The following is a 22,629-nucleotide window of genomic DNA, read 5'->3' on the forward strand; positions in this document are numbered from 1 at the left end:
ATTTGTCAAAATATCCCGAATCCGCCGTGTGCGGCCGCCGAATAATGCGGAGTCTGGATGAGTTCCGCCATGCCCCGTCTCCTTTTTGCCGTCACCACCGACCTGAACTACGACCAGCGGATGCAGCGCATCTGCGGCTCCTTGGCCGGGCAGGGGTATACGGTGCTGCTGGTGGGCCGGGCACTGCCCCAGTCGTTGCCGCTCACCCCGCAGCCGTACCAGCAGCACCGCCTGCGCTGCTGGTTTACCAAGGGGAAGCTGTTTTACCTGGAATTTACCTTGCGGCTGCTGGCGTACCTGCTTACCCAGCGTGCGGCAGTCTGGTGCGCCATCGACCTGGACACGGCCCTGCCCGTGTGGCTGCGGGCCCGTCTGGGCGGACAACCTTTCGTATACGATGCCCACGAGCTGTTCACGGAAATGCCCGAAGTGGTGCGCCGCCCGGCCGTGCAGTGGGTGTGGCGGCAGGTAGAAAAGTTTATTGTGCCCCGGGCCTCGTTGGCCTATACGGTGGGGCCGGCGCTGGCCGCCGTTTTCCGGCAGCGCTACGGGCGTACTTTCGAGGTGATTCGCAATATCAGCCGCCTCACGGTGGAGGCGGCTCCGCCCGTGCCCAACAACAGCCTGATTCTGTACCAAGGAGTATTAAACGAAGGCCGAGGGCTGGAGGCGCTGCTGGAAGCCATGCCGAACGTACGGGGTCAACTGGTTTTGTGCGGGGAGGGCGACTTATCGGTGGAGCTGCGGGCCCGCGCGGCGCAGCTGGGTTTGCTGGCCAGCGGCAAAGTTTCCTTTCGCGGGTATGTGCTGCCCGCGGAGCTGCGTCAGCTTACCCGACAGGCCCGGGTAGGGGTGCTGCTGCTCGAAAACCGGGGGCTGAGCTACTACTACTCCCTGGCAAATAAGTTTTTCGACTACCTGCACGCCGGCGTACCGCAGGTGGTTATCGACTTCCCCGAGTACCGGGCCCTGAACGCCCAATGCCCGGTAGCCGATCTGGTGCCCGACCTGCAACCCGCCGCCCTGGCCGCTGCCCTTACCCGCCTCCTGCCCGGCGGCGACGAGGCGCACTACCAGGAGTTGGCCGATAATTGCCGCCAAGTGCGCACCACGCTCAACTGGCAGCAGGAAGAAATGCACCTACTGGCCTTATACGACGCGCTGCTGCCGGGGCAGGTCCCACTCACATCGACCAGAAACTCCTGATGCCAATTCCCGTGCTGCCACAGAAAGAAAACGCCCCTGCCCAACCTACTCTACTGGTTATTTCCGGCCCTACGGCGGTGGGCAAAACGGCCTTGTGCGTGCGCCTGGCCCAGCAGCTGAAAACGGAAATTGTGTCGGCCGATTCGCGCCAGTTCTTTCGCGAGCTGACGATAGGCACGGCCAAGCCCACGCCGGCCGAGATGCAGGGCGTGCCCCATCACTTCATCGACTCGCACTCCATTCTGGAGGACTACAACGCCGGCCGCTACGAGCAGGATGCCCTGGCGGTACTGGACCGGCTGTTTGCGCTGTACCCGGTCGTTATCCTCACGGGCGGCTCCGGGCTGTACCTGCAGGCCGTAACCGAAGGCTTCGACGATGTGCCGAAGGTGGCGCCGGAAGTACGGGAGCAGCTGCACCAGGAGTTGGCGGCGCAAGGGCTGGAACCTTTGGTGGCCGAGCTGGCCCGCCTCGACCCCATCACGTACCAGCGTATCGACCGGCAAAACCACCAGCGGGTGGTACGGGCCCTGGAGATATGCCGCGGCACCGGGCAGGCGTTCAGCTCCTTTCATCAGGCCGGAGCCGCCCCGCGGCCTTTTCGTACGGTGAAGGTGGCACTGACCCGGGAGCGGGAGGAACTGTACCAGCGCATCGACGAGCGGATGGACCAGATGCTGGCCCAGGGCCTGGAGGCCGAAGCCCGTGCCTTGTACCCGCACCGCCACCACAACGCCCTGCAGACCGTGGGCTATAAGGAGCTGTTCGACTACTTCGACGGGCACTATGACTACGCCGAGGCTGTGCGCCTGCTCAAGCGCAACACGCGGCACTACGCCAAGCGCCAGCTCACCTGGCTGCGCCGGGATACCGACTACCAGTGGCTGCACCCGGATCAGGCCGAAGCTGCCATTGGGCCAATGCTGATGTCTGCCTCTAATCTCCCCGCCGGCTTGTAGTCGGCGTGTTACAGCCAGCGGAGGGCGCTAGGCCAACCCAGCGCGGTTCTGCTGTTCAACGTTAGCGCCAAGGTCTCACGCATGCTTGACATAGCTCGAAATAGCTAAGACGAAGCCTGAATATTGAAAAGTCAGTTGCATGACTGCTCCCAATATTCAGGCTTCGCCTTGGCTATTTCGCGAAAGCAGAATCTATACGCTCAGGATATCCACCATGCGCATAAAGCTTTGGTTGATGAGTTTCTTCTTGTAGATGGTGTCTTTGAAAGGCGTGTACACCAGCTTGCGGTCCACAATACCGGCCATGACGTTGCGCATGCCGTTCATCAGGCCTTCCACGGCGGCAATACCGATCTGCGAAGCCAGCATACGGTCGGCGGCGGAGGGGGCACCGCCGCGCTGGATGTGGCCAATGATGGTTACGCGGGTGTCGAGCTGCGGAATAGCAGCCTTCACCTGCTGGGCGACCAGGTGGGCGTTGCCTTCCTCGTCGCCCTCAGCCACCACTACGATAAATGAGGTCTTGGACCGGTCCCAGCTGGTGCGCAGGCTGTCGATGACGGCTTCGGTGGACAGCTTGGTTTCGGGAACCATCACAATTTCGGCCCCGCCCCCGATGGCGCAGGGAATAGCAATGTAGCCTGAGTCGCGGCCCATTACTTCCACAAAAAAGCACCGGTCGTGCGAGTCGGCCGTATCCCGGATTTTGTCGATGGCCTCCAGGGCCGTGTTTACGGCCGTGTCGTAGCCGATGGTGTAATCGGTGCCGTACAGGTCGTTGTCGATGGTACCCGGCGCGCCCACGGTGGGAATGCCGAATTCTTCCTCGAAAAGCGTTGCCCCGGTAAAGGTGCCGTTGCCACCGATGGCCACCAGGCCCTCAATGCCGTTGTTGACGAGCTGGTCGAAGGCCTGCTGGCGGCCTTCCTTGGTCATGAACTTCTGCGAGCGGGCCGATTTGAGAATGGTGCCGCCCTTCTGAATGGTATTGGACACCGAGGCCGAATCGAGGCGGACAAACTCGCCTTTAATCATGCCGCTGTAGCCGCGCATGATGCCGTATACTTCAATTCCGTGGTAAACGGCCGTGCGGACCACGGCGCGGATACAGGCGTTCATGCCCGGCGAATCGCCGCCGCTGGTAAAAACTCCTATTCGTTTCATTGTTCAGGTGCCAAGTACTAAGCAGATGGGCCAGGCAGTCAGGCCACGCAAATGCTGCGAAGTACGTTAAAATCAACTTGGAAATTGTAGAGTTAGCTATTTTTTCAGCAATTGCGTATTGCTTGCTGACGGCCGGACTGCTATATTCCCCATCCTGTCCTATGCCTGTTGCAGCCGTCTAGTCTTCCTCATTTTCACCGTTTTAAGCATTCCCACTGCTATGTTTGGTTTTTTCGAAAGCGAACAGACAAAAAAAGTCAAAAGCCATTTGGCCAACCTGGCTGCGCTGGCCAAAGCCGATGGTCACATCGATGAGCGCGAGATGAACTTCATTGTGGCAGTGGGGAAGAAAAACGGCATGCGCGCCGATGATGTACGCTCCATTGTGGCCAGCGCCACCGACCGCGCCATGCTGGTGCCCGACAATGATTCGGAGCGGTTTGACCAGATTTTTGACCTGGTAGACATGATGCTGGCCGACGGCGTGGTGGACGACCACGAAATGGACTTTTGCATCGATATGGCCGAAAAGCTGGGCTTCCGCAAGGCTATAGTAGGCGTGCTGGTGCGCAAGATTTCCCTGGGCGTGAAAGATGGCCTGCCCCGCGACCAGATCAAGGAAGAGTCGCAGAGCTTTCTAAACTACAACGAAGGTCTGGGCCAGCACTAAGCTGGCCCGTAGCTGCCTTACGCAGCCCCCTGCTCTTGGCCCGTAACGAAGGATACGGCGCGGAGTAGGGCCACGCAGGCCTGTTCTATTTCCGCGTGGGTGATCGTAAGCGGGGGAGCAAGGCGCAGAGAGTTGTCGCAGAACAGAAACCAGTCCGTGAGGATGCCCTCTTGGGCCAGGGCACGGTCGATAATCGGCTTGAGCACGGCAAACGAATCGAATTCCACGGCCATCAGCAGGCCACACCCGCGTACTTCCCGAATGGCCGGGTGCCGCATAAGCCGCCGAAACAGGGCGGCTTTTTCCGTTACGCCCGCCAGCAGTTGCTCCTCCTGAATCACGCGCAGCGTGGCCAGCGCCGCCGCGCACGATACCGGATGCCCCCCGAACGTAGTCAGGTGCCCCAAAATGGGGTTGCTCTTGAAGCCGGCCATGATTTCCTGGGGCGCAATGAAGGCCCCGATGGGCATGCCGCCGCCCATGCCTTTGGCGGTGAGCAGAATATCGGGCTCAATGCCAAACTGCTCGAAGGCCCAGAAGGTACCGGTACGTCCAAAGCCACACTGAATTTCGTCCAGAATCAGCAGGGCGCCCACCGCCGTGCAGCGCTGGCGCAGCGCCGTAAGGTAACCGGCCTCTGGTACCCGCACACCCGCCTCTCCCTGCACCGTTTCCACAATCACGGCTGCCGTGTGCTCGGTAATCAGCTGCAGGCCTGTCAGATCGTTAAACTCGATATGCTGCACGTCGGGCAGCAGGGGACGGTAGCTGCGCTTGAAGTCTTCGGAGCCCGTGACGGACAGCGCCCCCTGGGTAGAGCCATGGTAGGCGCGGTGGCAGCTGACCAGACCGGTGCGGCCGGTATGGCGCTTGGCCAGCTTGAGGGCCCCCTCCACGGCTTCGGTGCCGGAGTTGGTGAAGTAAACGGAGTCGAGGCGGGCCGGCAGGGTTTGGTGCAGGGCGTGGGCCAGCTCGGCCGGCGGGGCCTGCACCAGCTCCCCGTACACCATCAGGTGCAGGTACTTATCGAGCTGGTGCTGGATGGCCTCTAGCACGCGGGGGTGGCGGTGCCCCACGTTGCTGACGCCGATGCCGGAAATTAAATCCAGGTAAGGCCGCCCGTCGGGGCCGTACATGAACACGCCTTCCGCCCGCTCAATTTCAAGCAGCAGCGGAAAGTCAGAGGTTTGGGCCTGATGACGCAGGAATAATTGGCGTGGGGTGAGCATATGGAAGTAACAGCGTGGGGCCGCAAAGGTACACCACGACTGACCGGGACCCGAAAAAGGCTGCCGAGGCAGCCTTTTTCATGTTTTCAGTAACGTTAGCTTATTCGTCCAGACCACCCGGTGGCGGCCCGGGCCGCCCGCCACGCCGGTCGGCCACGCGCTGCAGCACTTCCTTGGTGAACTGCCGCTCGGCAATAAACAAACGGGCCGTTTGCCGGAGGCTGATGACCTTCTGAAACCGCTCCACGTAGTCTTTCTCCAGGTCGACTTCCTGCTGGCGCAGGGCCAGCACCTGCCGGATATTGTCGCGCAGCTGCTGGTCGGTGAGGGCATCGGGGTTGTCGGTGCGCAGCTGGCGCTGGCGGCGGTTCAGGTCCCGGCGCTTGTCGCTGTACTCGTTGTACACCGGCCAGAAGCGCTGGGCCTGGTCCTGGGTAAGGGCCAGCTTATCGGTGAGGTAGGCAATTTTAGCGTTTTCCAGCTGACTAAGCCGCTCGCCGCGGCGGCCGGTCTGCGCCTCCGATGCCAGCGGCAGGATCAGCAGCGTCAGGGCCAGAGTAAGGTATTTGAGGTAGCTCATGGGGTGAGAGGCAAGTTGGAATGAGTAACTTATAGATAGGCTTCGTCGATGGGAAGGGCGTCCAGTTCGCGCTGTACCTCGGCCGGTGTAGCCTCCAGGTAAGCGGTGTTGCTGACGGCCACGGCGGCCGGTAACTCGGCCAGGTCGGCCAGGGTTAGGCGTTGGTCAGTTGCCAGCAGGTATTGGACCAGCTCTTCCTGGGGAACCTGAGCCAGCGACGACGTTGCCGCAGGTGCCGGGCTCAGAAAAAAGGATGCGGCAAAGCCACCCAGCACCACTACGGAAGCCAGGGCCGTGCGCAGCGGCGCCGACAAGGCCGAAAGCCAGCCCCAGGCCGGGGCCGAAGCCGGCTGCACGCGCTGCATCAGGCGGGTGGGCAGCTGCTCAAAATAGCGGTCTGGGGGAGGCGTTAGCGGCGGGTGGGGCCGGCGCCGGTGTTCGTCCAAACGGAAAGGCGTGTTCATGGGCGGTTAGAGAGGCGAAAGGCCCCGGGGTTTAATCGTTAAGAGAAATGTTCGTTCACGTACTGCTCCACTTTTTTGGCGGCATGGTGATACGAGGCTTTGAGCGCGCCTACGGAAGTGCCCGTTACGTCGGCCATCTGCTCGTAGGGCATTTCATCGTAGTAGCGCAGGTTGAAGACCAGCCGCTGTTTGTCGGGCAGGCGCAAAATGGCTTTCTGCAGCTTCAGCTCCACTTCGTCGCCGGCCAGCTCTTCGTCGGCTTCCAGCTTTTGCGCCAGCTCGGCGCCTACGTCGTTGAGGGGCAGAAAGAATTTGCGCCGCTTGCTTTGCAGAAAGCTCAGACACTCGTTGGTAGCAATGCGGTAAATCCAAGTATACAAGGAGGCATCTTGGCGAAAGTTCTCCAGGTGGTTCCACACCTTCACGAAGGTATCCTGCACCAGGTCGTCGGCATCCTCGTGGTCGACCACCATTTTGCGCACGTGCCAGTACACCTTGCTTTGGTACTTGCGCACCAGCTGGTTGAAGGCCACGTTGCGGGAGGCCGGGTCATGGAACTTGCTGAGGATTTCCTGGTCTTCCAAGCAGGTGAAGGTAGGGGAGAGATGGCGGAGCGTGGGGGTTAGAGACGGTTGATGGGAGTGGGTTTAATTCGGTTAAGTAATTTTTCAGAGGCTTGACTAGATATTGCCCGCTTCGGACCATCTTACACGGGATAGTATTTACTCGAATAATACGCCGCAAAGGTATTCTATGAGCCTGCTTGCTTGCTGCTTTCGCTACTTAGGCACCGTTAGCCTATTGCTGCTAACTTTTCACGTTGTAGCGCAACCTGCCTTACTCAACAGCCTGCCTTCAGCTCCGGCGCAACAGCAACTTGTGACGACTGCCCCAGCTGGAATTCATTGGTACCATGTGACCAAGATAGAAATTGAGGATGCCCGACCGCAAGTATCTGCCCGGCAGTTGAAGTTGCCCCTGTTTTCGATGCCTGGCCAATTGGACCAGGTATGGCCCGTCCTAACACCCGACAACAGGCTCGTATGCAAACGTTGTTGCGCAATGGCTTTCACGGCGACGCTGGCACTCCTGCAACTACCTTGCGGTGTCATATCCGCGAAGCCTACCAACTATTTGGAGCTACACTTATAAGCGAAAATTTAGAAATACGAATAAGTATCCAGTTGGATCTACTGGACGCTGAGGGCAAGCTTATCCAAAGTGTTATCAGGGATGAAAGTGTATTCCGTCGCCTTAATGATGTTAAACATAAGCCCTTAGAACAATTATACCAGCTGACGCTGGACGCCGCCGCATTTAATGGTCTCAAGCTTTTGTTGGTACAAACCCAACCTGAGTAAACTAGTGTGCCCAGCAATAGAACAGGCTGAAGGGAATCCGTATTTTCGCCCCGCCTACTACTTCTACCCACTGCTATGAGCAATATGATTCAGTTCGTCGCCAATCACGACGACCTCAGCACCGACAAGGGCTTCCAGTTTAAATTTTACTGCGACAAGTGCCGCAACGGTCACATGTCGCGGTTTGTGCCCAACAAGGTGGGCATTGCCGGGGAGTTGTTGCGGGCAGCGGGCAGCTTATTCGGGGGCCATTTCTCCGATGCCGGCAACGCGGCCTACCATGTGCAGCGCGCCATCGGCGGCAAGGCCCACGACGACGCCCTGGAAACGGCCGTACAGGAAGGCAAAAATCACTTCAAGCAGTGCACCCGCTGCGGCCACTGGGTGTGCCCCGATGTGTGCTGGAACCACTCGGCTGGTCTATGCGAAGACTGTGCCCCCGACGAGCAGGAAGAGCTAACCGCCCAACAGCGGCAGGCGGCCCGGGAACAGATTCACACCAAAACCCGGGAGCAGGACTACACCAAAGACCTGGATTTCCTCGGTCGCGCCAGCCTAGTACAGTGCCCCAAGTGCAGCGCCAAGCTAGCCCCTGGCCAGAAATTCTGCCCCGAGTGCGGCACCACCAACGCGGCGGCCACCAAAGCCAAGTTCTGCGGCGACTGTGGCGCCGCCGTCAAAGCCGAACAGCGCTTCTGCGCCGAGTGCGGGGCCAAGCAGTAAGGATAAAATAAACTGAGTAGTCATGCAGAGGCCGGAGGCGGAGGCGAAGCATCTCGCACGCTGACGTTGTGGAGGTAATCCATATATCAGCACCCAAGATGCATCAGCCTCCGGCCTCTGCATAACGATTACTACTTCTATTGTTCAACCTATTTCGTGCTGTAGGCCACGCCCACGGTCACGTTGGTATTATCGTTGGGTTTGCCTTCCAGCACGCGGCTTTCAAAAGTATAGTTGTAGGTGCCCGTGATGGCGAAGCGAGGAGTGAAGCGCAGGGCTAGCGTCGTGAGCTGGCTGAAGCGGTAGTCGTCGAAGTTCTGCAGGTTGGGCAGGTAGAACGTGTTGGCCGTGAGGCTGAAGATATGGTAGTTGTATGCCACCTTCAGGCGGGCCGAGCTGCGCGTGACAAAGCGGCTGGAGTTGTCCTGAAAATACGTGGCCTCCCGAATGATGAGGTTGCTCAGGGCTACCTCGCGCCCTAGTGAATCCTGGTAAAACGCCCAGCCGGGCCCGGCACCCAGCTGCGTGCGGTTATCGATGCCGCGCAGGTTGCTGCGCTCGTAGCCCCCGATGCCGTAGAAGCGGAAGTGGCCTTTCCAATAGTAGGGCGTGGCGTTGAGCAGAAATTCCCGCTCCTTGAGCCGCCGGTCCTGCTTGCCGAAGGCAAAGCTGCCTATCACCGGTGCTCCGAAGTGCATGCCGCGCAGCAGCGTCACATTGTGCACCGTCGAAAACAGCGCCCGGTTCACGCCCCCCGAGGTGTACTGGCCCGTCAGCTGCCCGCTGTAGCGGATGATGGTAGTGTCGGGCCGTTGGGCTAGGGCGGGGGAGGCCGCACCACTAAGTAGCAGCAGGAAAGTAGTAAACAAGTAAAAACGCATCGGAGGGCAAGCCGCAAGAGAGGCTTGTCGGCAAAGGTAGCCTTGGGCGGAATGGCCTTTACTACACGGTGGAAAAAGTCAAAAAGTCTGGGCTGATTGCTCGCTCATCTATTTGTTTGAAGGACCGTGATTAGTAGGGCCGAACAGGGAGCGTAGCTTACGAATAGTTCGCCCAGGCCGCTCACCGGGTAGGCATCTGCCAGCCCGGTCAGGCTGCATTATTTTCCACCATTCTGAAAGCGAGTACGGATTTATTCGACGTTTGCTGGGGTACAGTAGCCCCACTCAACTCGTGGGTCTCTGCTGATTAACTACTTTGTGGGGCACGCTGCTGTATGTTTGCTTTATGCAAGTACATTGCGCACTAAAGAGCGGTTTACGAAACGTGTATACGACTGTATCCTCGTATATACAGCTGTTATCGTTTGGGTATAAATCGGTTAATCAGGCAGTCTAAAATCGGGTTACATGGACAAGAGGATGTTCTTTAAGATTCGTTTATATAGTACAGCAATAGTAACATTTGCGATATGGTCGCTCTTAGCTTGGGATTATTCTCATGGCGGAGTACCAAGCCATCATATTTTGAACAATAAAGACTTGCCGGGAATCTCAAATTGGTGGGGCGGACTGTTACTGCCTTGTTTAACCTGGTTTCTGGTATACCGTGTTCAAAAAATGATTACTCATCAAAATGAGCCCTATGAAACGTCGGATTATCAACAGTATGTACTTTACAGGTTCGCTGGTGCGCTAATATTCGGCGTGCTGCTATCTGTCTTTTTTAGCTTTGGCTATACAGATCTAGCAGGCAACATGATTCTGCTGCTTTTCCCGGCAGCACTGTTCTTTCAACTTTATCGGGCAGAGTGTCTTCTTGGCTTTATTATCGGAATGACCTATACCTTTGGTGGGGTTCTTCCAGTTGGTATCGGTTTGATATTTGCGTTAATAAGTGCAGTATTATATTTATTGATTCGACCTGGAGTGTTATATATAGCAATGAATGTTGCTCGGAAATTATCGGCGAATAAATAAAACTCCTGAAAGGAAGGAATATTCTTTAAAAGGAATATTCTTTAAAAAAGAGGATCCTGCAATATAAAATAGCAGGATCCTCTTTTTTAAAGAAGCCGTACTAGCTTATTTCCGGCGGGCCATTACTTTTTCTACGGCGCGCACGATGGCGGCTTCGTTGAGCTCGTACTTTTCCATCAGCTGGTCGGGCGTGCCGGACTCACCGAAGGAGTCGTTTACAGCCACCATTTCCAGGGGCAGGGGCTCCTCGCGGGCCAGCAGTTGGGCAATGGAGTCGCCGAGGCCGCCGTTCATCTGGTGCTCTTCGGCCGTTACCACGCAGCGCGTCTTGCGCGCCGATTCCAGCACCAGCTGCGCATCCAGGGGCTTGATGGTGTGGATGTTGATGATTTCGGCGTTGATGCCTTTCTCCGCCAGCAGCTTGCCAGCCAGGATGGCCTTCCAAACCAGGTGGCCCGTGGCGAAGATGCTCACGTCGGCACCTTCGTTCAGCACAATGCCCTTGCCGATTTCAAACTTCTGGTCGGCGGGGGTGAAGTTGGGCACTACGGGGCGGCCAAAGCGCAGGTACACGGGGCCTTCGTGCTCGGCAATGGCCAGCGTGGCCGCCTTGGTCTGGTTATAGTCGCAGGGGTTGATGACGGTCATGTGGGGCAGCATCTTCATCAGCCCGAGGTCCTCCAGAATCTGGTGGGTGGCGCCGTCTTCACCCAGCGTAAGGCCCGCGTGCGAAGCGCAGATCTTCACGTTCTTGCCCGAGTAAGCAATGCTCTGGCGGATTTGGTCGTACACGCGGCCGGTGCTGAAGTTAGCGAAGGTACCGGTGAAGGGAATTTTGCCCCCGATGGTGAGGCCGGCAGCCAGGCCCATCATGTTGGCCTCGGCGATGCCTACCTGGAAAAACCGCTCGGGAAAGTCCTTCACGAAGGCATCCATCTTCAGGGAGCCAATGAGGTCGGCGCAGAGGGCTACCACATTGGGGTTGGTTTTGCCTAGCTCGTGCAGGCCCGCGCCAAAGCCGCTGCGGGTATCTTTCGATTCGGTGTAGGGGAAGTCTTTCATTGAGTTGGGACTTGGGGGCTTAGGGACTTTATTTTGTAATGGTTGACGCGCATTGCGCAGGGTTCAGGATAAGGGCAGCTCTTCCCGCCACTGCAAGCCTGCGGGCAGTTCAGCGGCGCTGAACTCCAGATGGATGACCCGGCGGGGGCGGGAGCTGGTGCTGCGGTTGGACGCGTGAAGCGTAAGGGGCTGCATCAGCATAACGCCACCTGCGGGAACGTCGCAGGTTACGGCGTGAGGCGTAAAAGCAGGGTGCTGGTCGTTGGGAATGACGCCGTGGCGGTGGGAGCCGGGCACCACGCGCAGAGCGCCATTGGTGGCGTCACAGTCGTCGAGGTGCAGGCGCAGGGTGATGATGCTTTCCAGGATTTCGCGCGGTGGCAACACGGTGGTTTTACCACTTTTCGTGCTCCAGGGGCCAAATCCAGGTAAGTCAAGCCGTCGGTCTACGGCTACCATCACATCCTGATGCCAGGCCACCAGCCAATTGGAGTCAGCCGGTTTATCAAAGTAAATGGCCTTAACGAGGTGTGGTACCTGATCGGGAAACAAGGAAGCCAGCACCGTCCGAAGCTGGGGCGTCAACAGTAGCTCCTGTAGCTGGGGCAGTTCGCCCAGCAGGTTGCGGATGGCAAATACATCCTGGCTGCGGCGGAAGTTGGGAGAGGACGCTTCGGCCGCTTCAATGTGGCGAAGCAGGACCGCTATTTCCTCGGGAGAGAAGACGTTCGGCAGCATAGCATGGCCAGCCGTAGCAAGTTGAGCGGCCACTTCAGCTGCCTCAGATTCAGTTGAGCTACTGTTCGCTATTTCCTTTAGCTGCACGCTCATTTTCCGAAAATGCTAACCGACGTGGTTTGGCCGGATTTGATGGTGAAGGAGCGCGTGTCGGTGAACTTGCTGCCGGTGGCCGTGCTGGTGCGGAACACCAAGCGGTAGGTGCCCGGCTGCATGGGTAGGTTGATTTTGCTGCTGGCGCCCTCGGGCAGGTTGTAAAGCCAGGTTTGCGTATCGTCGGAGTTCAGGCGGTAGATGCTGCCGTAGCCTTTCAGGTCGCTGATGATGTTGAGTGTGCCGGGAGCGTCGTAGGTAACCACCGTTTCGCGGCCCTGGGTGATGGTGACGCGGCGCAGCTGGCGGGGCAGCGTGAGCAGTTCAACCTCGTAGTTGCCGGCCAGCAGCTTCTGGCGGGTGCCAAAGGAGCGGGAAATGAGCGTGGCCGGGTTGCCGGCCTGCCGCACCACGGCCTGCACGCGCCCGTAGGGGTTGGGCGTGAGCTGGGGACCTTGCAGCACCAGCGTGCCCTGAGGAACTTTGAAGTTAAGCACGTTGGCCTTGCCGGGCTTGATGGCCAGATTCTGGTGACGCACGGCGGGCACGGTGTTAATCACCAGGTCGTAGCTCTGCAGCGGGTCCACGTCCAGCACGTCGGGCTGGCCTTTCTGGTCGCGCCAGTGAATGTAGTTGTACTCCGGCGTTTCCGTCACGTTGTTGATGAACGTCATATTCACGTTCGACTCCACGCCCCGGCCCAGGTCGTCGGTCAGGTTCACGGCCACAGTGGTGCGGGCTAGTGTCTGGGCAATGACGTCGTTGAGAATCGTGCGGAACGTCTTCACGTCGGCGGCATTGTAGTAGGTGCCCAGGCACTCCAGCTGCTTGCCAAACTCCCGCTCGGCCCCAATGCCAATTACGAAAGGCTTGAGGAAGATGCGCTTGCGCTGCAAAGCCAGGGACGTAGCGCACGGGTCGCCCTTGCACGACTCTAGCCCGTCGGTAATCAGGATAAGCACGTTGCGGGCGGCCTTATCGGCCGGAAAGTCACCGGCCGACTGCTGCAGAGAGTAGGTGATGGGCGTGTTGCCCTGGGGCTTCAGCTGCTGCAGCCGCTGCTTGATGGCCCCCGCATTTTTGCGCGCAAACGGTACTTCCAAGCGCGAGTCTTCGCAGTTGTTTTCCTTGTTGTCGTGCTGGTGCCCGTAGGCTCGCAACGCCAGCTCCAGGTTGGGGTAGGCGTTCAAGGAGTCCACCATCTTGGAGAGCAGATCCTTGGCAATGTCCCAGCGCTGCTGCCCTTCCCAGGGTGCCTGCATCGAGCCCGAGGCATCCAGCACAAACAGGATGCGGGTGGTGCGGGGCTGGGTGGAAGGCGGCGCCTGCTGGGCACGCAGCGGCCCGGCCAGCCACAGCCAGCCAGTGAGCAGCAGGAACAGGGTGCGAACGGGGTGGGACATAGGGCTACGAAGCGCGGCAAACGGTGGCGGAAGCAGCAGAAGCCCGGCTTGGCTTCTGCTGCCGCTCAGAAAGCAGTGTCTACAAAAAACTAGTAGTCCCCGGCCTTTTCTACAGCCAGCTGCTGCAGGGCAATTTCCAGCTGCTCGTTGTTGGGCGCTACGCCGTGCCACTTATGGGAACCCATCATGAAGTCGACGCCAAAGCCCATCTGCGTATCCATCAGCACCAGCACGGGCTGGCCCTGGCCGAGCAGGCTTTGCGCTTCTTCAATGGAAGGCAGCAGCTTCTCGAAGTCGTTGCCGTCGGTTTCGAGCACGCGCCAGCCGAAGCTTTCGAACTTGGCGCGCAGGTCGCCGAGGTGCATTACCTTGTCCGTAGGGCCGTCAATCTGTTGGCCGTTGCGGTCTACGAAGGCAATGAGGTTATCGACTTTGTGGTGGGGCGCGTACATGGCCGCTTCCCACACCTGGCCTTCTTCCAGCTCGCCGTCACCCATCAGCACAAATACCGTCCGGTCGTCGCCATTCAGCTTCTTCGCCTGGGCCGCGCCGGTGGCCACGCTCAGGCCCTGGCCCAAAGAGCCCGAGGCGATGCGCACGCCGGGCAGGTGCTCGTGGGTGGCGGGGTGGCCCTGCAGGCGGGAGTTGAGCTTGCGGAACGTAACCAGCTCGCTTACCGGGAAGTAGCCCGAGCGAGCCAGCACCGAGTAGAACACCGGCGAAATGTGCCCGTTCGACAGGAAAAACAGATCCTGGTTGCGGCCATCCATGTCAAACGGCTGGGGCGTGTGCTTCATCACCTTGAAAAAGAGCGACACCAGCAGGTCCGTGCAGCCCAGGGAGCCGCCGGGGTGGCCCGAGTTGACGGCGTGCACCATGCGCACGATGTCGCGCCGCACCTGGGCGGCAATCTGTTTCAGCTCGGCTACCGAAGTGCTGGCCGAGGGGGCGGAAGTGGCGGATGAAGCGGCGAAAGACGTATCCTGCGACATGGGGTCGGGTTGAGAAATGGGGTTAGGAAAGCAAAGGTAGGAAGTTGGCCCGGCTGGGCCACGCACAAAAAAAGCCCCACCAAACGGGCGGGGCTTTCAACAGATTATAGGAGCTGAGCCGTGTGGTTTTTGGTGTCGACTTTCGTCAATACTTTTTCAATGCGGCCCTCTTCATCAATGACAAACGTGTAGCGCATGGTGCCCATGTACTTGCGGCCATACATGGATTTCTCCTGCCACACGCCATAGGCTTCTACCAGGCGCTTATCCTCGTCGACCAGCAGCGGGAAAGGCAACTCGTACTTGGCCGCAAACTTCTGGTGCGACTTTTCCGAATCGATGCTCACGCCCAGCACCTGGATGCCGGCCGCCAGCAAAGCGGGGTAGTTGTCGCGCAGGTTGCAGGCCTGAGCCGTGCACCCGCTGGTATCGTCCTTGGGGTAGAAGTAGAGGGCCACTTTGCGGCCCGCGTAGTCTTGGAGGCGGTGCAAGGCACCGTGTTGATCTTTGGCTTCGAAGGCGGGAGCCCGCTCGCCAACTTGGGGTACTGCCATGCCACGAAGGTAGGGCAGAAGATTGGCTTTTGCCAGCCGCCGGCTGACTTCGCCCCCTGGCTACGGCGTGGGCCATTGGTAAATCTAGGGTTTGCCGGCTACGGGCTGGGGCGTATAAATCAGGTTCTCCACTGGGAAGCCCAACTCTTTAGCGCGGGCGACAAGCTGGTCGCGGAGGTTGCGCTCCAGGTGGGGCGTGCGGCTCAGCAGCCACAGGTTTTTGCGGCTGGGTTCTCCCACCAGGGCATAGCGGTAGTCGGAGTGGTCGAGGGCCAGTATCCAATAGTCGCCCTCGAAGGGCCAGAAGAACTGCACCTTCAGGCGGGCATTGCTGGAATCTACGGCGCGGGCCACGGCCGTAGCCGTTTCCGCCGGCCCGTTCAGCCCTTCTTTGTGGCAGGTATTGCGCACGTTGACTTTGCCATCGGGGCGCAGCTTGTACTCGGCCGTCACGTGTTGGCAGCCTTTCTCGAAGCGAGTGGGCAGGCGTGCAATTTCGTACCAGAGGCCGGCGTAACGGTGCAAGTCTACGTGGGCCACGGTGGGCAGGGGCGGGTGCAGCTTGCGGCGGGCGTAGGCATACACGGCAACTCCGGCAGCAATAGTGGCAGCCGCGCCAGCTAATAACACAGGCTGACGGCGTTTGGGGAATTTGGGAATCGAAGCCATAGACGCAGAATGAATCAGAGCCCAACTATACGCAGAATCGGACGGGAAGTAAAGCTTGGCTTTCGGTCAGCCTGTTAGCAGTCTGTTTCTACAAGACGGAGCAGCATACAAAGCAAAGGGGCCGCATTATGTGCGGCCCCTTTACTGATTCCTGACGGGCTATTACAGCGTCATGCTAATGACTTTTTCATTGCCGGCCATATCCCGCAGGGTGAGGGTAGCTGGGCCGCGCAGGGGCGGGCCCAGCTTGTCGTCGCGCTCCGAGAACAGGGTGGAGTTCTTGTGCTCAAAACGCAGCATCCGAAACTGCCCATTTACTTCCAGCCGGTAGCTGGCCAGGCCCGAGAGGTCGTCGCCAACCTTGAACACGACGCCCGCCGCGCCCTTGCTGACCAGCCGACCCGAGGGCGGCGTCTTATCGGTCACCAGCTTAAACTGGCCGAAGATGCGGGTGTTGAAGCTAAACTGCTCCCCGTCCCACTGGCCACTTTGCCAGATGCGCGCGTTGCCCCGAATCAGGCAGGCCGCCGTGCGGGCTTTGTCGGCTACCGGGGTTTCGGGTTTGAGCGTGACGCGCATGGCTTCCTGCACGGGCGTCACGGCGCTTTGCACCCGCCACAGTCCGTCTTTGTACGTCGTTTGCAGGTAGAGCGTATCATAGGTGGTGCGCGGCCCAAACGCGAGGTTGATGTAGGGCGTGGCAAACAGCTGCTCCTGTCCGGCCGGAATGGCCGCTACCCGGTCGAAAACCTGAGGCCGCCGCAGGCCGGGGAAGTTGATGGAATCGGGGAGGCCGGCGCGCAGGTCGTAGAGGTACACAGTGCGGCTCTGGTCGGTGTAGCTGGGGCGCAGCTGGCGCTGCCGGCTGCCGCGGGTGAGCGTGACGTTGGGGGCCTGGCGGGAAGTATCATCCACGGTCACGCGCAGAATATTGCGCAGCACGTCGTAGCGCAGGGTGGGCTTGCGCACAGCGGCACTGCGGGTTTGCCAGTATTCGGGTTCCTGGCCGCGCAGCACCAAGTGCAGGGGCGTGGCATTGCCGTAAGCATCCTCCAGGCGCATTACCACGTCGTACACCTTGCCGGCTTCTACCCGCAGCTTGCCTTTGCCCGGGCCGGTTTTGTAGATGCGCATCTGGTTGCCGTCATCCACCCACAGCTTTTCCAGGGTGCGGCGCGAGGTCATCAGGTACTCGTAGTCGATGTGCTGGTTGACTTCCCGGGTTTCGGTGGGAAAGCCTACGCCGTTGATGACGTGGAAATAGAAAGGCTGGCCGTTCACGCTCACGGCCACGCGGTACAGGCCATTCTTGTTCCAGGCCTGGTCGAAGCGGTCAAACGCCTGCAGCAGCAGCCCGACGGTGCCGAAGGCCGGAATGGTGTCGGGCACTGTATAGCCCGCGCCGGGGGTGCCGGTGGGCGTAAACAGGCGCTTCTCAAACCGGCCCTGCACCCGGGCATCGATGCTGAGGGGCTCCACGGCAGCGGCCACCACAGTAGGGGAAACGTGGTCCTGAATTTCGGAAAAGCCGCCCCACTGCAGGGGGTTCAGCTGGTTGTCCTGGGCGTCGCGCACTTCCCAGTGCAGGTGGGGGCCCGCCGAGCCGCCCGTGTTACCGGATAGGGCTACTACTTCCCCCCGCTTCACCGCAAACTGGCCCGGCTGAAAGAACAGCTCCAGCTCGTAGGTCTGCTTCTGGTACTGCTGGCGGCGGAGCTCATCGGCTACCGGCCCCCGAAAATGGTTGAGGTGCCCGTACACCGTGGTCAGCCCGTTGGGGTGGGTGATGTAGAGCACATTGCCGTAGCCAAAGGAGCTTTGCTTGAGGCGGGAAATGTAGCCGTCGGCGGCAGCGTACACGGGCAAATCCACGCGCCCATCGGTTTTGATGTCGAGGCCACCGTGGAAGTGGTTGGGGCGCAGCTCGCCCATGCTGGCGGCCAGAAAGTTTTGCTGGCCGGGCTTGATGGGCAGCAGGAAATAGTCTTTGGCTACTGCCACGGCGGTAGGCGCGTCCACTGCCCCGGGTGCGGTGGCGGCTGGCTTGGGCTTTTCGGTAGAATCGGGCTCCTGGCCACCGCAGGAAGATGGGCGCAGGCCCATCAGCAACAGAAAAGGCAAGGCCACGCCCAGCAAGCGGTGCGACCGGGAAGTCAAGAAATCAGGCATTCAAGCAATAGGTAAGCGGCTCGCACAAAGCAACCCGGGTTTGGGGCTTCAACGAAAAAAACGGCGGAATAGGATACAGAAGGCCGCCTGGTCCCAGAAAAAGTCCCAGGCGGCCTGCCCTTATTTCACGGCCAGATCAAACATCTTCTCTTCCCCGATAAACCCGGCCAGCTGGTCGCCGATGCGCACCGGGCCAACGCCGCTGGGGGTGCCGGTGAAAATCAAGTCCCCCATTTTCAAGGTGATAAACCGGGAGATGTAGCTGATGATCTTGGAGAAGTCGTGTAGCATCAGGCCGGAGTTGCCCTGCTGGCGTACCTCGCCGTTCACCTCCAGCCGGAAGGCAATGTTCTTTAGGTCGGGGAAGGCGGCCACGGGTTTGAACTCCTGGGAAATGGGGGCCGAGCCATCGAAGCCCTTGGCCAGCTCCCAGGGCAGGCCTTTGCTTTTGAGCTTGCTTTGCAGGTCGCGGGCCGTAAAGTCGATGCCCAGGCCGATGGCATCGAAGTAGGTAGGGGCAAATTTTTCTTCGATGTTCTTGCCGTTTTTGCAGATGCGCAGCACCAGCTCCACCTCGTGGTGAATGTCCTGGGAAAAGTCGGGCAGGAAGAAGGGCTGGTTGCGCTGGAGCAGGGCCGTATCGGGCTTGGCAAAGATGACGGGGGCGTCGGGCGTTTCGTTTTGGAGCTCGGCTATATGTTCGGCGTAGTTGCGGCCAATGCAAAGGATTTTCATATCGGAGGACTTGAAGTCGGGGGAAAGCCAATAAACGAAGGTATCAGAACGAAAGGCAAGACCCTAAGCCCCTAAGCGCCCAAGACCCCTAAATCAAACATTTTGCCCGCTGCTTCACGTATAGCACCCCACGAAACCCAAGGGCCCGCAACGGGGTACCCGTCGGGCTTCTTTCCACGCTTTTCCTAGCTTCGTTCCCATGTTTAAGAAAATTGCTTTGGCCGGGTGCCTGTTTATGGCAGCCGCCTGCTCCACTGTTCCCATCACCGGCCGCCGCCAGCTCAGCCTGGTTTCTGAAACGGAAATGAATACCATGGCGGCCCAGGAGTACCAGAAAGTATTGGTTTCCAGCCGAGTGGTATCCAGCGGCGCCCAGGCCGCTATGGTGAAGCGCGTGGGCCAGCGCATCCAGCAGGCCGTGGAGCAGTACTTCCGCCAGCAGGGCCAGCAGGCCCAGCTTGAGGGCTACGCCTGGGCGTTTAACCTCATCGACGACAAGCAGGAAAATGCCTGGTGTATGCCCGGCGGCAAAGTAGCCGTGTACACGGGCATTCTGCCCATCACCCAGGACGAAAACGGCCTGGCCGTGGTTATGGGCCACGAAATTGCCCACGCCGTAGCCCGCCACAGCTCCGAGCGGATGAGCCAGCAGATGGCCGCCCAGGGCCTGGGCACGGTCGTGTCCACGGCCGTAGGCCAGAATCCCTCGGCCACGCAAAACGTGTTTCTGCAGGCCGTCGGCGTTGGCGGCCAGATTGGGCTGCTGAAGTTTGGGCGTAACCAAGAGTCGGAAGCCGACCACCTCGGGCTGATTTTCATGGCCATTGCCGGCTACAACCCTGATGGGGCCGTGCAGTTCTGGCAGCGCATGGATGCCCGCGAAAACTCTGCTTCGCCGCCCGAGTTTCTCTCTACGCACCCTTCCAACGGCACCCGCATTGCCGACATTCAGAAGGAGCTGCCCGAGGCCCGCAAGTATTACACCGCCCGCTAATTGCCGCCCGCTCACATGTACGTTCCTTCCTTCGGTCACACTACCCGGCTCTTGACGGGTTTGCTCCTGCTCTCGGCGGGCCTGCTCAGCAGCTGCGAAACTTCCCGGCGGCAGGCCTTTCCCGAGGTCAGCTCTCCGGTGAACGACCCCACCAAAACCGAGCAGCGCCAGCTGGAAGCTACTAGCAAGCTGGTGGCCGAAATTGCCGAGGGCAAAACCCAGTACTCCGTTCCGCGCGACCAGCTTACCCGCAACTTCATCCGGGAGTTTGGCGATGGTACGGTGGTCGACAAAGTGGTTATCCGAAAAGTGCAGGAGAAGCCCAAGGATGCCCCGATATACTATCTGGTGGGCCTGGGTTTGAAGGATGGCATGTTCCGCGGAATGGCCATTCCTCTGCGGAAATCTACCGACAACTCTCTGTACTTAAGCTCGAACACGGAGCGGTATATTCTGCAGGGTACGGGCTGTACGTTCTGCTTTTTCAACTTCCAGGGCAATAAAATCGTGGGTACTACCTGCGAGGAAAACACCGGCGGCTCCTCCTGCGACCTGACGGTGAAAGACAACAACACCTTTTTCCGCTAAGCCATGCTCAGCCGCAAATGGATTCTGCGCCTTTCGCTCACGGCGTTGGCTCTGCTCGTCACCACCGACAAGCGCCGGCCCAAGCCCGGACCAGTGACCGATAAATAAAGAAGGCCCGCCAATTGGCGGGCCTTCTTTATGCAGCAACTTAAACCTAAAACTGCCCGGCAAACTGCGCCACGCGGGAAGCCAGCAAATCGGGGTTTACCTTCTCCAACGGGTGCGGCGTGTTCATGATGATTTCGAACGCGGCCTGGGGCAGGTAGCTGGCGAACTGCTGGGAGGTATCTACCCCGGCCGTGGTATCCAGCTCACCCACCAGCACCTGCACGGGCACTTTCAAGGTACTTAAGTTAGCCTGGGTGAGTGGGGGCGCGTCGCCGAGGCCCCGCATGAGCGCGCTGGTGGCTTCCAGCAGCGCAGGCAGGGAAGTAGGCGCGTGCAACTCCTCTAAATGAGCCGCGTACTGCGGCACCTTCGCGCGCATCTTCCCGGCATCCAGAAAAGCCGTAGCCTGCGCGGCCATGGCTGGCGACCAGCCAAACGTAGTTCCCAGCGTAGTGATGCTGCGAAAGCGTGCCGGAGCCTGAGTGGCCGCTACCAACGCCGCGTAGCCCCCCATGCTGTAGCCGAATACGTGGGCCGCCTCCCAACGCTGCTCGTCCAGAAATCGAAGGATTTCGTCGGCGAAACCAGCCATAGAAAATGTGCCGGCTTCCAGCGGCTGGCCGCCGTGCCCACTGAAGCTGAGCGTGCGTACGTCGAAGGCCGCTGCCAGCTGGCGGGCCAGGGGTTTCAACTGCTTTTCCGAGGCCAGGGCACCGTGCAGCAGGAGCAGGGAAGGTTTCATGGGGGCGGGTAGCAGTTACTTGGTGACTTCAGCGGCTAGCTGATTCAAATCCAGCCCATCAAACGTGCCCGAGGACATCATCAGCAGGTTGGCGTTTTGCCAGTTCTGGGCATGCAGGAAGGCGGCCAGCTCCCGGCTGTCGGTAAACACGCGCAGGTCGGGGCGCTGGAAGGCCTGTTGCACCGCCTCGGGCGGCAAGGCGGGCAGGCGCTTGTGCTCCAGCACGTGGGGGTTAAAGTACACCACCGCCACGTCGGGCGTGTCGAAGGTGTGGGCGTACTGGGGCAGAAAGGCCGGGTTGAGGGAGCTGAAGGTGTGCAACTCCAGGCAGGCCACTAGCTTGCGCTCCGGGTACTGCTTTTTGAAGGCTGCCGCCGTGGCTTTCAGCTTGCTGGGCGCGTGGGCAAAGTCCTTGTACACTACCGAATCGTGGCCTTCCTTCACCAGCTCCAGCCGCCGGGCCGCGCCTTTAAAGGTGCCCAGGGCCTCGTAAAACTCCTTGGCCTTAATGCCCAGCTGCTTGCACACTTCCTTGGCCGCCGAGATGTTGCGCAGGTTGTGCTCCCCAAACACCTGGATGGGTACTTCCTCGTCCTTTTTGTTGAGCAGGAAGGTTTTGCCGTTGCGAATCACGTGCTCGTGCGGGCCGTAGCCGATGTACTTCACGTCGGGTGAGCTGGGCACCGTCACCAGCTGCACCTGCTCGTCGTCCTGGTCGTAGATGAGCACGCCGGCCTTGGGCGTCATCTCGGCAAAGATGCGGAACTGCTCCCGGTACACTTCCTCCGTCGGGAACACGTTGATGTGGTCCCAGCTGATGCCGGAAATCACCCCGATGTGGTGCTGGTACAAGTGAAACTTGGGCCGCCGGTCGATGGGCGACGACAGGTACTCGTCGCCCTCGATGATAATGATGGGTGCGTCGTCGGTGAGCTGCACCATCAGTTCGAAGCCCTCCAGCTGGGCCCCCACAGCGTAGTCGAATTTGCGGCCGTGGTAGCGCAACACGTGCAGGATAAGGGACGTAATGCTGGTTTTGCCGTGGGAGCCGCCAACGACGATGCGCTGCTTGTCGCGGCTGGCTTCGTAGATAAACTCGGGGAAGGAGTACACCCGCAGCCCCAGCTCCTGGGCGCGCAGCAGCTCGGGGTTGTCGGGGCGGGCGTGCATGCCCACAATCACGGCGTCGAGGTCGGCCGTTATCTTTTCCGGAAACCAGCCTTCTTGGGCCGGCAGCAGGCCGGCGTTGGCCAGGCGGCTCTTGGCGGGCTCAAAAATCTCGTCGTCGGAGCCCGTTACGTGGGCGCCGCGCTGGTGCAGGGCCAGGGCCAGGTTGTGCATAATACTGCCCCCGGTGGCAATCAGGTGCAGGCGTTGAAGCGAAGAAGGAGTGTCGGCCATGCGCTAAGCTAGTGGAATAGGGCGGCAAAGGTAAGCGGTGGCCGGGAACGGGTAACGAGGTGCCAGGCGATAAGGTGATGGGTAGCCCGCCACCCTGGCGGCAGAC

At 59.8% G+C, this 22,629-nt stretch carries 24 protein-coding genes; 8 read left to right on the top strand and 16 right to left on the bottom strand.

All coding sequences use genetic code 11. The features are described from left to right. Nucleotides 1-69 precede the first annotated feature (69 nt). Both FY528_RS01395 and miaA read left to right on the top strand, forming a co-directional pair. Nucleotides 70-1,206: a glycosyltransferase gene (locus FY528_RS01395; RefSeq protein WP_187631947.1), complete on the top strand. Its 1,137-nt coding sequence runs from the start codon at nucleotides 70-72 to the stop codon at nucleotides 1,204-1,206. Nucleotides 1,207-1,217: 11 nt separating this feature from the next. Then, entirely contained in the window at nucleotides 1,218-2,165 is a 948-nt protein-coding gene (miaA, locus tag FY528_RS01400) for a tRNA (adenosine(37)-N6)-dimethylallyltransferase MiaA (RefSeq protein ID WP_262383877.1), read from the top strand. Nucleotides 2,166-2,357: 192 nt separating this feature from the next. Here the strand turns inward: miaA and pfkA are convergent, their stop codons facing one another. Beyond that, nucleotides 2,358-3,329, bottom strand: coding sequence for a 6-phosphofructokinase (pfkA, locus tag FY528_RS01405; protein WP_149069197.1), 972 nt, complete (start codon nucleotides 3,327-3,329; stop codon nucleotides 2,358-2,360). A gap of 268 nt (nucleotides 3,330-3,597) precedes the next feature. Here pfkA and FY528_RS01410 point away from each other — a divergent pair, with 268 nt between their 5' ends. Then, nucleotides 3,598-3,999 carry a tellurite resistance TerB family protein gene (locus FY528_RS01410; RefSeq protein WP_232066344.1) on the top strand — a complete coding sequence of 134 codons (402 nt, stop codon included), beginning with the start codon at nucleotides 3,598-3,600 and terminating at the stop codon, nucleotides 3,997-3,999. A 17-nt stretch (nucleotides 4,000-4,016) separates the two neighbouring features. Here the strand turns inward: FY528_RS01410 and FY528_RS01415 are convergent, their stop codons facing one another. The 4 genes from FY528_RS01415 to FY528_RS01430 form a co-directional block, all read right to left on the bottom strand. Then, nucleotides 4,017-5,228 carry an aspartate aminotransferase family protein gene (locus tag FY528_RS01415; RefSeq protein ID WP_149069199.1) on the bottom strand — a complete coding sequence of 404 codons (1,212 nt, stop codon included), beginning with the start codon at nucleotides 5,226-5,228 and terminating at the stop codon, nucleotides 4,017-4,019. A 100-nt stretch (nucleotides 5,229-5,328) separates the two neighbouring features. Continuing rightward, nucleotides 5,329-5,808: a hypothetical protein gene (locus FY528_RS01420; protein WP_149069200.1), complete on the bottom strand. Its 480-nt coding sequence runs from the start codon at nucleotides 5,806-5,808 to the stop codon at nucleotides 5,329-5,331. Between the two features lie 29 nt (nucleotides 5,809-5,837). Beyond that, nucleotides 5,838-6,272 (bottom strand): hypothetical protein, encoded by a 435-nt coding sequence (locus FY528_RS01425; protein ID WP_149069201.1) that lies wholly within the window; start codon nucleotides 6,270-6,272, stop codon nucleotides 5,838-5,840. A 38-nt stretch (nucleotides 6,273-6,310) separates the two neighbouring features. Next, nucleotides 6,311-6,856 carry an RNA polymerase sigma factor gene (locus FY528_RS01430; RefSeq protein WP_149069202.1) on the bottom strand — a complete coding sequence of 182 codons (546 nt, stop codon included), beginning with the start codon at nucleotides 6,854-6,856 and terminating at the stop codon, nucleotides 6,311-6,313. A 426-nt stretch (nucleotides 6,857-7,282) separates the two neighbouring features. Here FY528_RS01430 and FY528_RS01435 point away from each other — a divergent pair, with 426 nt between their 5' ends. Both FY528_RS01435 and FY528_RS01440 read left to right on the top strand, forming a co-directional pair. Continuing rightward, the gene (locus tag FY528_RS01435) at nucleotides 7,283-7,633 is read left to right on the top strand and encodes a hypothetical protein (RefSeq protein WP_187631948.1); all 351 of its coding nucleotides are present in this window, start codon (nucleotides 7,283-7,285) and stop codon (nucleotides 7,631-7,633) included. Nucleotides 7,634-7,708: 75 nt separating this feature from the next. After that, complete coding sequence (locus FY528_RS01440; protein WP_222931772.1) at nucleotides 7,709-8,356, top strand: zinc ribbon domain-containing protein; 648 nt, start codon at nucleotides 7,709-7,711, stop codon at nucleotides 8,354-8,356. A 149-nt stretch (nucleotides 8,357-8,505) separates the two neighbouring features. On the opposite strand, the gene FY528_RS01445 is transcribed toward FY528_RS01440, so the two are convergent. Beyond that, nucleotides 8,506-9,237: a DUF481 domain-containing protein gene (locus FY528_RS01445; RefSeq protein ID WP_149069204.1), complete on the bottom strand. Its 732-nt coding sequence runs from the start codon at nucleotides 9,235-9,237 to the stop codon at nucleotides 8,506-8,508. A gap of 480 nt (nucleotides 9,238-9,717) precedes the next feature. On the opposite strand from FY528_RS01445, the gene FY528_RS01450 reads away from it, so the two are divergent. After that, the gene (locus tag FY528_RS01450; RefSeq protein WP_149069205.1) at nucleotides 9,718-10,275 is read left to right on the top strand and encodes a hypothetical protein; all 558 of its coding nucleotides are present in this window, start codon (nucleotides 9,718-9,720) and stop codon (nucleotides 10,273-10,275) included. A 105-nt stretch (nucleotides 10,276-10,380) separates the two neighbouring features. Here the strand turns inward: FY528_RS01450 and FY528_RS01455 are convergent, their stop codons facing one another. The 8 genes from FY528_RS01455 to FY528_RS01490 all read right to left on the bottom strand — a co-directional run bounded on the left by FY528_RS01455 (nucleotide 10,381) and on the right by FY528_RS01490 (nucleotide 18,690). Further along, nucleotides 10,381-11,337, bottom strand: a complete 957-nt coding sequence (locus FY528_RS01455; RefSeq protein WP_149069206.1) for a transketolase family protein — start codon at nucleotides 11,335-11,337, stop codon at nucleotides 10,381-10,383. Nucleotides 11,338-11,400: 63 nt separating this feature from the next. Next, nucleotides 11,401-12,075, bottom strand: a complete 675-nt coding sequence (locus FY528_RS01460) for a phytanoyl-CoA dioxygenase family protein (protein WP_187631949.1) — start codon at nucleotides 12,073-12,075, stop codon at nucleotides 11,401-11,403. Between the two features lie 89 nt (nucleotides 12,076-12,164). After that, nucleotides 12,165-13,571, bottom strand: a complete 1,407-nt coding sequence (locus FY528_RS01465; protein ID WP_149069208.1) for a vWA domain-containing protein — start codon at nucleotides 13,569-13,571, stop codon at nucleotides 12,165-12,167. An 89-nt stretch (nucleotides 13,572-13,660) separates the two neighbouring features. Then, on the bottom strand, nucleotides 13,661-14,563 hold the full coding sequence (locus tag FY528_RS01470) for a transketolase (protein ID WP_149069209.1): 903 nt from the start codon (nucleotides 14,561-14,563) through the stop codon (nucleotides 13,661-13,663). A gap of 104 nt (nucleotides 14,564-14,667) precedes the next feature. Then, the gene (gene bcp, locus FY528_RS01475) at nucleotides 14,668-15,117 is read right to left on the bottom strand and encodes a thioredoxin-dependent thiol peroxidase (RefSeq protein WP_149069210.1); all 450 of its coding nucleotides are present in this window, start codon (nucleotides 15,115-15,117) and stop codon (nucleotides 14,668-14,670) included. An 84-nt stretch (nucleotides 15,118-15,201) separates the two neighbouring features. Then, nucleotides 15,202-15,786: a lipocalin family protein gene (locus FY528_RS01480; protein ID WP_149069211.1), complete on the bottom strand. Its 585-nt coding sequence runs from the start codon at nucleotides 15,784-15,786 to the stop codon at nucleotides 15,202-15,204. Nucleotides 15,787-15,948: 162 nt separating this feature from the next. Beyond that, the gene (locus tag FY528_RS01485) at nucleotides 15,949-17,955 is read right to left on the bottom strand and encodes a M23 family metallopeptidase (protein WP_149069212.1); all 2,007 of its coding nucleotides are present in this window, start codon (nucleotides 17,953-17,955) and stop codon (nucleotides 15,949-15,951) included. Nucleotides 17,956-18,075: 120 nt separating this feature from the next. Further along, nucleotides 18,076-18,690 (bottom strand): fumarylacetoacetate hydrolase family protein, encoded by a 615-nt coding sequence (locus FY528_RS01490; RefSeq protein ID WP_149069213.1) that lies wholly within the window; start codon nucleotides 18,688-18,690, stop codon nucleotides 18,076-18,078. A 199-nt stretch (nucleotides 18,691-18,889) separates the two neighbouring features. Between FY528_RS01490 and FY528_RS01495 the strand changes: the two genes are divergently transcribed. Beyond that, entirely contained in the window at nucleotides 18,890-19,684 is a 795-nt protein-coding gene (locus tag FY528_RS01495; RefSeq protein ID WP_149069214.1) for a M48 family metallopeptidase, read from the top strand. A 15-nt stretch (nucleotides 19,685-19,699) separates the two neighbouring features. Continuing rightward, complete coding sequence (locus FY528_RS01500) at nucleotides 19,700-20,272, top strand: hypothetical protein (RefSeq protein ID WP_149069215.1); 573 nt, start codon at nucleotides 19,700-19,702, stop codon at nucleotides 20,270-20,272. A gap of 154 nt (nucleotides 20,273-20,426) precedes the next feature. On the opposite strand, the gene FY528_RS01505 is transcribed toward FY528_RS01500, so the two are convergent. Further along, nucleotides 20,427-21,122, bottom strand: a complete 696-nt coding sequence (locus tag FY528_RS01505; protein ID WP_149069216.1) for an alpha/beta fold hydrolase — start codon at nucleotides 21,120-21,122, stop codon at nucleotides 20,427-20,429. 15 nt (nucleotides 21,123-21,137) lie between these two features. Continuing rightward, nucleotides 21,138-22,523 (bottom strand): UDP-N-acetylmuramate--L-alanine ligase, encoded by a 1,386-nt coding sequence (locus FY528_RS01510; RefSeq protein ID WP_149069217.1) that lies wholly within the window; start codon nucleotides 22,521-22,523, stop codon nucleotides 21,138-21,140. Nucleotides 22,524-22,629 lie beyond the last annotated feature (106 nt).

It is taken from the genome of Hymenobacter lutimineralis, assembly GCF_008271285.1.
Lineage (GTDB): Bacteria > Bacteroidota > Bacteroidia > Cytophagales > Hymenobacteraceae > Hymenobacter > Hymenobacter lutimineralis.

Bases quoted from the DNA above. Each gene is read 5' to 3' on its own strand.
- FY528_RS01465 (WP_149069208.1), bottom strand. From the start codon at position 13,571: ATGTCCCACCCCGTTCGCACCCTGTTCCTGCTGCTCACTGGCTGGCTG.
- FY528_RS01415 (WP_149069199.1), bottom strand. From the start codon at position 5,228: ATGCTCACCCCACGCCAATTATTCCTGCGTCATCAGGCCCAAACCTCT.
- FY528_RS01500 (WP_149069215.1), top strand. From the start codon at position 19,700: ATGTACGTTCCTTCCTTCGGTCACACTACCCGGCTCTTGACGGGTTTG.
- FY528_RS01470 (WP_149069209.1), bottom strand. From the start codon at position 14,563: ATGTCGCAGGATACGTCTTTCGCCGCTTCATCCGCCACTTCCGCCCCC.
- FY528_RS01490 (WP_149069213.1), bottom strand. From the start codon at position 18,690: ATGAAAATCCTTTGCATTGGCCGCAACTACGCCGAACATATAGCCGAG.
- FY528_RS01510 (WP_149069217.1), bottom strand. From the start codon at position 22,523: ATGGCCGACACTCCTTCTTCGCTTCAACGCCTGCACCTGATTGCCACC.
- FY528_RS01495 (WP_149069214.1), top strand. From the start codon at position 18,890: ATGTTTAAGAAAATTGCTTTGGCCGGGTGCCTGTTTATGGCAGCCGCC.
- FY528_RS01445 (WP_149069204.1), bottom strand. From the start codon at position 9,237: ATGCGTTTTTACTTGTTTACTACTTTCCTGCTGCTACTTAGTGGTGCG.
- FY528_RS01440 (WP_222931772.1), top strand. From the start codon at position 7,709: ATGAGCAATATGATTCAGTTCGTCGCCAATCACGACGACCTCAGCACC.
- FY528_RS01450 (WP_149069205.1), top strand. From the start codon at position 9,718: ATGTTCTTTAAGATTCGTTTATATAGTACAGCAATAGTAACATTTGCG.
- FY528_RS01395 (WP_187631947.1), top strand. From the start codon at position 70: ATGCCCCGTCTCCTTTTTGCCGTCACCACCGACCTGAACTACGACCAG.
- FY528_RS01460 (WP_187631949.1), bottom strand. From the start codon at position 12,075: ATGCTGCCGAACGTCTTCTCTCCCGAGGAAATAGCGGTCCTGCTTCGC.
- FY528_RS01420 (WP_149069200.1), bottom strand. From the start codon at position 5,808: ATGAGCTACCTCAAATACCTTACTCTGGCCCTGACGCTGCTGATCCTG.
- FY528_RS01435 (WP_187631948.1), top strand. From the start codon at position 7,283: ATGGCCCGTCCTAACACCCGACAACAGGCTCGTATGCAAACGTTGTTG.
- bcp (WP_149069210.1), bottom strand. From the start codon at position 15,117: ATGGCAGTACCCCAAGTTGGCGAGCGGGCTCCCGCCTTCGAAGCCAAA.
- FY528_RS01425 (WP_149069201.1), bottom strand. From the start codon at position 6,272: ATGAACACGCCTTTCCGTTTGGACGAACACCGGCGCCGGCCCCACCCG.
- FY528_RS01480 (WP_149069211.1), bottom strand. From the start codon at position 15,786: ATGGCTTCGATTCCCAAATTCCCCAAACGCCGTCAGCCTGTGTTATTA.
- FY528_RS01455 (WP_149069206.1), bottom strand. From the start codon at position 11,337: ATGAAAGACTTCCCCTACACCGAATCGAAAGATACCCGCAGCGGCTTT.
- pfkA (WP_149069197.1), bottom strand. From the start codon at position 3,329: ATGAAACGAATAGGAGTTTTTACCAGCGGCGGCGATTCGCCGGGCATG.
- FY528_RS01485 (WP_149069212.1), bottom strand. From the start codon at position 17,955: ATGCCTGATTTCTTGACTTCCCGGTCGCACCGCTTGCTGGGCGTGGCC.
- FY528_RS01505 (WP_149069216.1), bottom strand. From the start codon at position 21,122: ATGAAACCTTCCCTGCTCCTGCTGCACGGTGCCCTGGCCTCGGAAAAG.